Consider the following 10103-nt stretch of genomic DNA (forward strand, 5'->3'; position numbering starts at 1 on the left):
GACGTTCACTCGGGAGACTTGACATCATCGGGCCCATTACAGAAGGGCGTGTACTCATAAAGGCGCAGATGTCGGCTCTGGGGGTCTAAGCAGAAATTCTCGGCTCAATCAGAGTATTTCCGGTTTTGACCTTACACGGCCAAGACCCAAAGCGGACTCACTTCGTCATCCACGACCACGTAATCCGCTTTCGAGCTACTTCAATTGCCTCGGCCCGCGCGGCGTCGTCGGCTTTTCCGGCGCGGACGGTGCAAAACTCAGCGTGACCATCACGGTCTGGGTGGTCGCCCGGTTCTCGGTTACGACGTCCCAATAGCCACGGAGGTTCAGATAGCCGGTGTATCCCTCGAACGCGGGAAAGAAGACCCCGATCTGCGGACCGATGCCGACCGAGTGGCCTTTGAAATCGCCGAGCTTGGCGCCGGCTCCGCTGTCGCCGGTGACCTGTTGATAGACATAGCCGGCGAGCCCGACATGAACACTCTTGCTGACGAACTGCGACATGGCCCAGTCCAGATGAAAGTCGATACCGTTGCGGTATTGCAGCGCGTTGTTCATGCCGCTGTAGCTGAAGCCGGCGACCGCGGACAATTCGTGCCCTGTCTGCGGATTGAGATAGGTGTAGCCGAAGCCGCTGTCCACGCCGGTATAGCCGATGCTCAGGTTGGCCAGCCGCGTGGAGTCGTAGGTGCCGCTCGGGATGTTGCCGAGCACGTACCACATGTAATTGTTGACGCCCTGATTCCATTTCAGGGTGCCGAGGTAGTACACGTCACCAAACGTGGCCCTCTCGTCGCTGGCGTTGCCCGAAATCTGGTTGCCCCGCGGGCCCGTTAGCGTGGCGGCAATGCCAACCCCGACGTTGCCGGGCACGCCGAGCACACCGACCGTCAACTGGCCGCCAAGTACCGGCGTGGCAAAAGTGTAGGCGGGCAGGAAACCCACGGCATCGGCGCGCGCATGCAGGCCGGCGACAACGGACGAGTTGAGCTGCAGATCCTTGCCCCCACCGGCGTTGGCTCCGACGTGAAGATAGATACTGGTGAGACTCCAGCCCGGCTGTCCCGGCACGGCGGAGAGACTGCCCATGCCTCCCGGCAACCAGAAGCCGACGCCGCCGGCATCGGCCTTCGCATCGACTGTTGAACTTGCAGAGATGCAGACGGTGAGAACCATGGTCGCAAGGAGTTGGTGCCTATGACGACTAGGTCTCATGGTCCCTCCAGTACCGGCGAACGCGAATGACAACCCATCAGACCGATAAGGAATACGAACGATTATGGGGCTCCAAGATTCCTGCGCTAGAGGATTCCCGGAATTTGTAGGCCAACACGCCAGTTTTCGCTCTCGCGTGACAAACCCATCACACATCCGCGAAGCTTTCACTCAGTGCGCGTGGTTCCAATTCCCGTTATCGGCACACCGTTGTTTAGGGCAATGCTTCTGTCCTTTGAATTGTCACCGTCAATCCAAAAATCGCTTATATTATTGGCGGATCAATCTGGAGTTGATCCTCAATTCCGAGGCGGCTTCGTCCCGATGACTCTGATATGAGTAAGGGGGAGCGGTGCTATGAGGAAAATCATCTCCGCAGCATTAGGCGTTGTCTGCGTGGCAGTATCAGCGAACGCACAGCCATTCTCCGCCGACGACCTTGCCCGCCGCACGATCGAGCGGCGCGCCGTTGAAGCGGCGATCTGGGGCATGCCGCTGGTCAATACGGACGCGATGCGGGAGGCGTACTTCCGCGATGTCGGAGCTAAGTACAACGACATTTGCTACTTCTCAACACCCCAAAATTGGAAATTCCAAGTCACGACGCCCAACGCTTCGACGAACTACATCTATTTCAACTACAATTTGAAAGACGGTCCGGTCGTGGTGGAGATTCCGGCGGCTATAGGCGCCGGGCTCCTGGGCTCCATGGTCAATGCCTGGGATGAGCCGATGAACGACGTAGGCCCTGCGGGCCTGGACCAGGGCAAGGGCGCGAAGTACCTGCTGCTGCCGCCGGATTTCAATGCGGAAATACCGGCAGGCTACTTTCCCGTCAAATATCCGACATACAACGGCTACTCGCTTTATCGAGCAATCCGCAACAGTCCAAGCGAGACCGATGTCGCGGCCGCATTGGCGTTGGTGAAGAAGATACGGGTCTATCCGCTCGCGCAGGCCGCCAACCCGCCAGAACAGCGCTACATCGATATTTATGGTAAAACCTTCGATGGCATTGCCGATTTCGACGAGCGCTTTTTTGAGAGGCTCAACCGCATGGTTCAGGAAGAACCGGTGCTGCCCCGCGATTTAATCACGATGGGCATGCTCAAGAGTATCGGCATTGAGAAGGGCAAAGCCTTCAAACCCGACGCGGCGACACAGACTATATTGCGGGCCGCAGCGCAGGAAGCGAAGGCACAATTCATCGAGGGACTGACCTCATACAGCCAACCGTGGTGGCCGGATCGAAAATGGTCCCCACCTGACCCAAAGGGCATCAAATCTGGTTTCACCTTCCAGACCGCCGATATGTTGGACGTGGACGCTCGCGGCTGGGCGAACTACTCCGCTTTTGGCTTGCCGAAAAAGACGGGCGAAAGCTTGGTGTATCTCTTCGCATTCAGCGATAGCAGCGGCGAGCGGCTGAGCGGCGAGCGGACCTACACGGTGCACATCCCGGCCAACGTTCCGGCGAAGCAATACTGGTCAATGATCGTGTACGCGGTGGATACCGCGGCGCTCATACGTGAAGCGCCGGTGGTCACGCTCGATAGCTACAATCAGGCCATGCAGCGGAACGCCGACGGCTCGGTAGACATCTACTTCGGTCCCAAGGCACCAGAAGGCAAGGAGGCAAACTGGATCTACACCGCACCGGGAAAGGCATTCTTCCCCGCCATGCGCTTTTACGATCCCGACAAGCCGCTGTTCGAGAAGACATGGAAGCTGTCGGATTTGGAGCAGATTTCCAACCTATGACGCATTGGGTCGGATGAAAGGAGCAGAGCCATGACCAGAACGATTCTGGGAATCATTGCGCTTGCACTCGCCCTGACACCCATCACGTCAGCGTCATCGCAAAACGTTTCCGAACAGGAAGCCTATGACATCGCAAAGGACGCGTATGTCTACGCCTATCCGTTGCTGTTGATGGATGTCTTCACGCGGCAGGGCGCTAACTATGCCGCGCCGACCGGCATCGTAACGCAGGGGCCTTATAACCAGTTTAGTCACGCCCGTGCTTTCCCTCCAGCGGACTTCAAAGCCGTGGTACGGGCAAACGTCGATACGCTCTACTCAAGCGCCCACCTTGATCTCGGTCCTGAACCAATCGTGCTCTCAGTGCCGGCGATAGATCGCTACTTCATGCTGCCCCTGCTGAGCTTCTGGACCGACGTATTCGCCGTGCCGGGTACGCGCACCACTGGGCGCAACTCCGCTCGCGAGTTTCTACTTGTAGGCCCAAGCTGGCAGGGACAACCTCCGGCAGGGCTCGAAATCATCCGCAGTCCCACCCGCTTCGTGGGCGTCGGCGGACGCACTCAAACCAACGGCGTCGCGGACTACGACAACGTCCACAAGATTCAGGCGAGCTACAAGCTGACGCCGCTGTCGGCATGGGGCAAGGGCAATTACACACCGCCGAAAGGCATCGTCGATCCGGTTATCGACATGAAAACACCACCGCCCGTGCAGATCGAGAAGATGGATGCGGCAATATATTTCGCCCGCTTCGCAGAACTCCTGAAGGATAACCCGCCGGGACCGTTCGACTATCCGATGATCCATCGACTTGAGCGCGTGGGCTTCAAGGTGGGCCAAAATTTTGATCTCAATGTCACACCGCCGCAGATCAAACAGGCATTCGAGCGCGGCTCCGGCGACGGCAAGGCTTTGCTTGCCAAAGCCGCCAAGCGGGCGGGTGGCGAAGGAGGGAAGGATTGGGTCTACACCACCCGCAGCGGTGTGTACGGGGTGGACTACCTCTATCGCGGCGCCATCGCTCTTTGCTGCCTCGGCGAAAACCTGCCGCAGGACGCCGTCTATCCTTCGCTTTCCACGGATAGCGATGGCCAGCCGCTCGATGGCAACAGCAGCTACGTCCTGCATTTCGACAAGGGCAAGTTTCCGCCTGTCGATGCGTTCTGGTCTGTCACGGCGTACGACACCGACGGCTATTTCATTCCGAATGCGCTTAATCGGATGGCACTGGGCGACCGTGACAAACTCGTCACCGGTGCTGATGGCTCGCTTGATCTGTACATACAGGCGGACACGCCCGGCAGTGATAAGGAGGCGAATTGGCTGCCCGTCGCCAAAAAGCCGTTCACGCTACTGATGCGGCTCTATTCGCCAAAGTCAGAATTTCTAGCGGGGTTTTGGATGCCGCCGCCGGTACAAAAGATGAATTAGGTCCGCTCCTGGGCACTTCTCGGACATCGTCCGATGTCCGCTTTGGCGCCGCTGTTGGGAGATAATAAGCGGACATTGCGGATTTATGAGTACACGCCTTAGAACTACTTTGGCAGATTGTTAGTTGGCGAGATATTCAATCGTGTACACGTAGTTCGATCCGCGGCCGACCTCCACGCGGACAACCGGCAGGAATTTCAGCCGCTCATATACCGGCATCGTCACTTTCACCGTGTGCCCAGCCACGTCAGCGACGTATTCGGTATTGCGCGTCCCTGTTGTGCGCAGGTTCTGAACCCGGCCTTCGATCACGATCGGTGACTGGAAAAAATCCTTGATCAGTATGTTGCCGACAAAGAAGACAACAGCGGCGCCACCAAGCACTGCGACGCAAGCTTTCAATGCCGATCCCTGAATTGAGCGGAAGAGATACCACTCCCGCCCTCCCCACCAGACCAGCCCAACTCCGAGAACGATGACGAACAGATACCAGTCGATGATAGCGATTATCGAACTGCGGCCATAAGCCACCCACAGGATAAGCGAAGATATACCCAGCAGCACGGCGAGGAGGCCGATCGTTGGCTGCAACACCGGCTCACGGACGGTGCTCAGCAGCACTGTGAAGAGAATGACGAGCGGCCAAAAGCAGATCGCGATGAAATCGGCGGTTGTCATATTGAGAGCTTAAAAATACGGATAGAACAAACTATTAATGAATGGGTCCAAAATCCGCTTAACTCTTGCGTTGAATGGGCCGTTCGGCAATCTTGGATTTGGATCTCACTGGTGAGGGGAAAATATGGGCGCACATGAAAGCATGGAGCACGCGGAGCATGCCGAGCATGCTTCGGGCTCGAACAAGAAGATCGCGTTGCTGATCGCCGTGATCGCCCTGTTTCTGGCGCTGTCGGAAACGCTGGGCAAGGGCGCGCAGACCGAAGCGATCAGCAAGAATGTCGAGGCTTCGAACCTCTGGGCGTTCTTCCAGGCCAAGAGCATTCGCCGCACCGTGGTGCAGGCCACCGCCGAACACGCCAAGCTCAGCATGGGGACCGTCGGCGACGATGCTGCAAAGGCGGCGCTGCAGAAGCAGATCGACGACTGGAACAAGACCGCGCAGCGTTACCGCTCGGAGCCGGAAACCGGCGAAGGTTCGGAAGAACTCGCCAAACGCGCCAAGCACGCCGAACACCAGCGCGACGAGGCGACGGCAAAGTACCACCACTACGAAATCGCCTCGGCCGCCTTCCAGATCGGCATCGTGCTGGCTTCCGCCACCATCATCACCGGCATGATCGTTCTGGCCTGGGTGTCAGGCGTGTTGGCGATCGCCGGCATCGCCATCACCGCGCTGGGCCTCTACGCGCCGCATCTGCTGCATTTGCATTGAGCTTTCGGGGGAGCCGTTAACAACGCGCTCCCCTGTCATGCTCCGCTTTAAGCGGGACATCCAGTACGCCGCGGCTTCTCGGCTCAAGCACTCTCGTCTCTGGGATACTGGGTCGCCCGGTCAAGCCAGGCGGCGACCGCGAGAAGCTACCGCGCTTGATGCACGCTCTTGCGGAAGCGCGCGATCAGCCGCAGCGTGCGCGACGACCAGCCTTCGCCGCCGCCACCCAGCATGTCCCGGATGCGCTGCTTGATCGGCTGGACCAGTTCTGCCGCCTTGGCACGCATCGCCATGATGAATTCATAGGTCTTCTTGAACCAAGCCATCTGCAAGAGCTTGGCGCGCGTCACGTCGAAGATGAAGGCGGTGACGCCGAGACCGAGGAATTTGCCTAGCACGATGACAACGGCGGCGCTGAGCCAGTATTCATTCGCCAGCAGCCAGAGGCCGGCCAGCTTCAGCGGGAACAGCGGAATCACCGGCACCGCGAACACGATCAGCGTCATCGCCGGCGACAGCGCATCGACGCGATCGGACAGCCATTGCTTGAAGGCGCGGAGCGGGATCGCCGCAACGATGCGCTCGACGATCGGCTCGAGATGATCCCACAGCCAGGCTTCGATCAGAAAGATGATCGCGAGCAGTACCCAGAACGGCTGTAACAGGCGGCGCATCATCGATCGTGATCCCTAGAGCGGAATGACGTCCATTGATTGGTCGCCCCGCTCCATCTCCTCGTTCAAAAGCATGGCCTTTTCGAGAACCGGATACCCGCTTCTTCAACCATGCTCTACCCGGTACGTCCCGGATCTAGATCACATATGGATGGCGCGTTTTCCGACTGCAAGCGCGGCTTCCTTGACGGCTTCCGAACGGGTCGGATGAGCATGGCATGTGCGCGCCAGATCTTCGGCAGAGCCGCCGAACTCCATCAGAACACAGGCTTCGTGGATCATTTCGCCGGCCTCGCGGCCGATGATGTGCACGCCGAGCACGCGATCGGTCTTCGCATCTGCGAGAATCTTCACGAAGCCGTCAGTGGTCTGGTTCACCTTGGAACGGCCGTTGGCGGTAAAAGGAAACTTGCCGGAGGTATAGGCGACGCCCGCCTGCTTCAGCTCTTCCTCGGTCTTGCCGACCGACGACACTTCCGGCGTGGTATACACGACGCCTGGGATTACATCGTAGTTCACGTGGCCGGCCTTCCCTGCGATGATCTCGGCACAGGCGACGCCTTCGTCCTCGGCCTTGTGCGCGAGCATCGGCCCCGCCACCACGTCGCCGATCGCGTAGACGCCCTTCACGCTGGTTGCAAAATGCGAATCGATCTGCACGCGCCCGCGATTGTCCAGCGCGACGCCGGCCTCCTTGAGCCCGAGGCCTTCGGTGTAGGGCACCCGGCCGATGCAGACCAGCACGACATCGGTTTCGAGCGTCTCCGCCGCTCCGCCGGCTGCCGGTTCGACACTGACCTTCAACATCTTGCCCGAGGTATCAACGCCGGTGACCTTGGAGCCGAGCTTGAATGCAAAGCCCTGCTTCTCGAGCATGCGCTGGAATTGTTTCGCCACTTCGCCATCCATGCCGGGCAGGATGCGGTCGAGGAATTCGACGACCATGACCTCCGACCCCAGCCGGCGCCACACCGAGCCGAGTTCGAGGCCGATCACGCCGGCGCCGATGATCAGCATTTTCTCCGGCACCTTCGCCAACGAAAGCGCGCCGGTCGACGACACCACGCGCTTCTCGTCGATCTCGATGCCTTTCAGCCGCGCGATATCGGAGCCGGTAGCGATGACGATATTCTTCGTCTCGACCGTCTCGGTCTTGCCATTGCCACTGACTTCGACCTTGCCGGCACCGAGAATCCTGCCGGCGCCCTTCAGCACGTCGATCTTGTTCTTCTTCATCAGGAACTCGACGCCCTTGACGTTGCCGTCGATGCCCTGCTGCTTGAAATTCATCATCGCCGGCAGATCGAGCTTCGGCATGGAAACGCTGACACCCATCTTGGCAAAGGAGTGCGCGGCCTCCTCGAACATTTCGGAGGCATGCAACAACGCCTTTGACGGCATGCAGCCGACATTGAGGCAGGTGCCGCCCAGCGTCGCGTTCTTCTCGACCACCGCCACCTTCATGCCGAGTTGCGCCGCGCGCACCGCGCAGACATATCCGCCCGGGCCGGTGCCGATGACGACGAGATCGTAGGTAGCCATGATGAAGTCCTGTAGCTTGTAGAAAGGTGTCAGGGATTACCGCCCGCCCGAGACATCGAGGATGGCGCTGGTGACGTAGGATGCCTCGTCCGAAATCAGCCAGACGATGGCGTTGGCGATTTCTTCGGCGCTGCCGACGCGCTTCATCGGCACCAGATGCGCGAGCCGATGGGCGCGATCGGGCTCGCCGCCCGCGGCGTGGATTTCGGTGTCGATCAGTCCGGGCCGGATGCCTGCGACGCGGATGCCTTCGTCAGCGACTTCATAGCCAAGTCCGACCGTGAAGGAATCGATCGCGCCCTTGGAGGCGGCGTAGTCGACATAGGTGTTCGGCGCGCCGAGCCTGGCTGCGACCGACGAGAGGTTGACGATGACGCCGCCCGTGCCGCCGTGCTTCGTCGACATGCGCTTCACCGCCTCACGCGCGCAGAGGATGGAGCCAGTGACGTTGACCGCCATCACGCGCTGGATACGCTCGGCCGACATCTCGTCGACGCGCACGCCGCTCTTGCCGACAATACCGCCATTATTGACGAGCGCTCCTAACGTGCCGAACTTGTCCGCCGCCCTGAACAGCTCCAGTATATCGCCCTCCTCGGCGACATCGCATTTCACCGCGATCGCCTTGCCGTTCTTGCCCTCGATCAGCGAGACGACCTCGTCGGCCGCCGCCTTGTTGCTGGCGTAGCCGACGACGATACGATAGCCGCGCGCGGCGGCAGCAAGCGCGGTAGCGCGGCCGATGCCGCGGCTGCCGCCGGTGATCACAACGACTTTGTCCATCTGCACCTCAACTACCAACGCATCGATCTGAGCAACATTTCCTGACGCTCGCAGGCTACGCGAACACCATCCGCAGGAAGCTCCGTCACGCCATTACCTCTAGGCCAGGACAAATGACTGCCGAACTGCTCCAGTTCGACCTCGAAGAAATCTTCCCTGGTGCGAATATTCTGCCAGATCCCCTTCCCCATGACCGATCGCAGGTCCAGAACACCTTCGTACCCGTCATCGAACACAATACGCAGAACGCCAAACATAACCGGCTCAACACTGGCGATAAGCGGGAATCCCGCTTCGCCCTTGTTGGCTCGGTGCACTTCCATGGACGTTACAGATCCAGCACCAGCCGCGCCGGATCCTCCAGGCTTTCCTTGACGCGAACCAGGAAGGTCACCGCTTCCTTGCCGTCGATCACGCGGTGATCGTAAGACAGCGCCAGATACATCATCGGGCGCACTTCGATCTTGCCGCCGACCACCATCGGCCGCTCCTGGATCTTGTGCATGCCGAGGATGCCGGACTGCGGGGCGTTGAGGATCGGCGTCGACATCAGCGAACCGTAGATGCCACCATTGGTGATGGTGAAGGTGCCGCCCTGCATCTCGTCGATCTTGAGCTGGCCGTCACGGGCGCGGCGGCCGAAATCGGCGATCGACTTTTCGATGTCGGAGATCGACTTGTGGTCACAGTCGCGCACCACGGGCACGACGAGGCCCTTGTCGGTGCCGACGGCGACGCCGATGTGATAGTAGTTCTTGTAGATCAGATCGGAGCCGTCGATTTCGGCGTTGACGGCCGGAATGTCCTTCAGCGCCTGCACCACCGCCTTGGTGAAGAAGCCCATGAAGCCGAGCTTGGAGCCGTGCTTCTTCTCGAACACGTCCTTGTATTGCGACCGCATCGCCATGATGTGGCTCATGTCGACCTCGTTGAAGGTCGTCAGCATCGCGGCCGTGTTCTGCACGTCCTTCAGCCGCCGTGCGATGGTCTGGCGCAGCCGCGTCATCTTCACGCGCTCTTCGCGCGCGGCGTCATCGGCCGGCGATGGCGCGCGGACCTGCACGGAAGCCGCCGGCTGATTCACCGGCGTCGGCGCGGAAGCCGCCTTCTCGATCGCGGCCAGCATGTCACCCTTGGTGACGCGGCCGTCCTTGCCGGAGCCGGGAACGGTCGCAGCATCGATGCCGCTCTCGGCAGAGAGCCTGCGAACCGACGGCGCCAGCGGCGCATCCGCTGCGACAGCCTTCGGAGCCGCAGCAGGCGCGGCGGCGGGCGCTGCAGCCTTGGCGGGCGCGGCTGCG

The 10103-nt window shown here is 60.1% G+C and carries 10 protein-coding genes; 3 read left to right on the top strand and 7 right to left on the bottom strand.

What is annotated here, in order from left to right:
* Positions 1 to 195 precede the first annotated feature (195 nt).
* A complete protein-coding gene (locus CQ14_RS00330; RefSeq protein ID WP_057855972.1) occupies positions 196 to 1215 on the bottom strand; it encodes a SphA family protein in 1020 nt (339 codons plus the stop codon).
* A 357-nt stretch (positions 1216 to 1572) separates the two neighbouring features.
* On the opposite strand from CQ14_RS00330, the gene CQ14_RS00335 reads away from it, so the two are divergent.
* Together CQ14_RS00335 and CQ14_RS00340 are read left to right on the top strand one after the other, a co-directional pair.
* Entirely contained in the window at positions 1573 to 2976 is a 1404-nt protein-coding gene (locus CQ14_RS00335) for a DUF1254 domain-containing protein (protein WP_063800262.1), read from the top strand.
* Between the two features lie 30 nt (positions 2977 to 3006).
* Positions 3007 to 4410, top strand: a complete 1404-nt coding sequence (locus CQ14_RS00340) for a DUF1254 domain-containing protein (protein WP_063800263.1) — start codon at positions 3007 to 3009, stop codon at positions 4408 to 4410.
* A 120-nt stretch (positions 4411 to 4530) separates the two neighbouring features.
* Here CQ14_RS00340 and CQ14_RS00345 read toward each other — a convergent pair whose 3' ends face one another.
* Complete coding sequence (locus CQ14_RS00345; protein WP_057855974.1) at positions 4531 to 5088, bottom strand: hypothetical protein; 558 nt, start codon at positions 5086 to 5088, stop codon at positions 4531 to 4533.
* Positions 5089 to 5212: 124 nt separating this feature from the next.
* On the opposite strand from CQ14_RS00345, the gene CQ14_RS00350 reads away from it, so the two are divergent.
* Complete coding sequence (locus tag CQ14_RS00350; protein ID WP_057855975.1) at positions 5213 to 5803, top strand: DUF4337 domain-containing protein; 591 nt, start codon at positions 5213 to 5215, stop codon at positions 5801 to 5803.
* Between the two features lie 146 nt (positions 5804 to 5949).
* On the opposite strand, the gene CQ14_RS00355 is transcribed toward CQ14_RS00350, so the two are convergent.
* The 5 genes from CQ14_RS00355 to odhB all read right to left on the bottom strand — a co-directional run.
* Positions 5950 to 6480, bottom strand: a complete 531-nt coding sequence (locus CQ14_RS00355; protein WP_057855976.1) for a hypothetical protein — start codon at positions 6478 to 6480, stop codon at positions 5950 to 5952.
* A 138-nt stretch (positions 6481 to 6618) separates the two neighbouring features.
* Positions 6619 to 8019: a dihydrolipoyl dehydrogenase gene (gene lpdA / locus CQ14_RS00360; RefSeq protein WP_057855977.1), complete on the bottom strand. Its 1401-nt coding sequence runs from the start codon at positions 8017 to 8019 to the stop codon at positions 6619 to 6621.
* 36 nt (positions 8020 to 8055) lie between these two features.
* Complete coding sequence (locus tag CQ14_RS00365) at positions 8056 to 8802, bottom strand: SDR family oxidoreductase (RefSeq protein ID WP_057855981.1); 747 nt, start codon at positions 8800 to 8802, stop codon at positions 8056 to 8058.
* Positions 8803 to 8813: 11 nt separating this feature from the next.
* Positions 8814 to 9125 carry a DUF2442 domain-containing protein gene (locus CQ14_RS00370; RefSeq protein ID WP_057855978.1) on the bottom strand — a complete coding sequence of 104 codons (312 nt, stop codon included), beginning with the start codon at positions 9123 to 9125 and terminating at the stop codon, positions 8814 to 8816.
* A gap of 5 nt (positions 9126 to 9130) precedes the next feature.
* The coding region (gene odhB / locus CQ14_RS00375; protein WP_057855979.1) for a 2-oxoglutarate dehydrogenase complex dihydrolipoyllysine-residue succinyltransferase at positions 9131 to 10103 on the bottom strand (973 nt) is incomplete at its 5' end.

The sequence above is a fragment of the Bradyrhizobium lablabi genome, assembly GCF_001440475.1.
GTDB classification, from domain to species: Bacteria; Pseudomonadota; Alphaproteobacteria; order Rhizobiales; family Xanthobacteraceae; genus Bradyrhizobium; species Bradyrhizobium lablabi.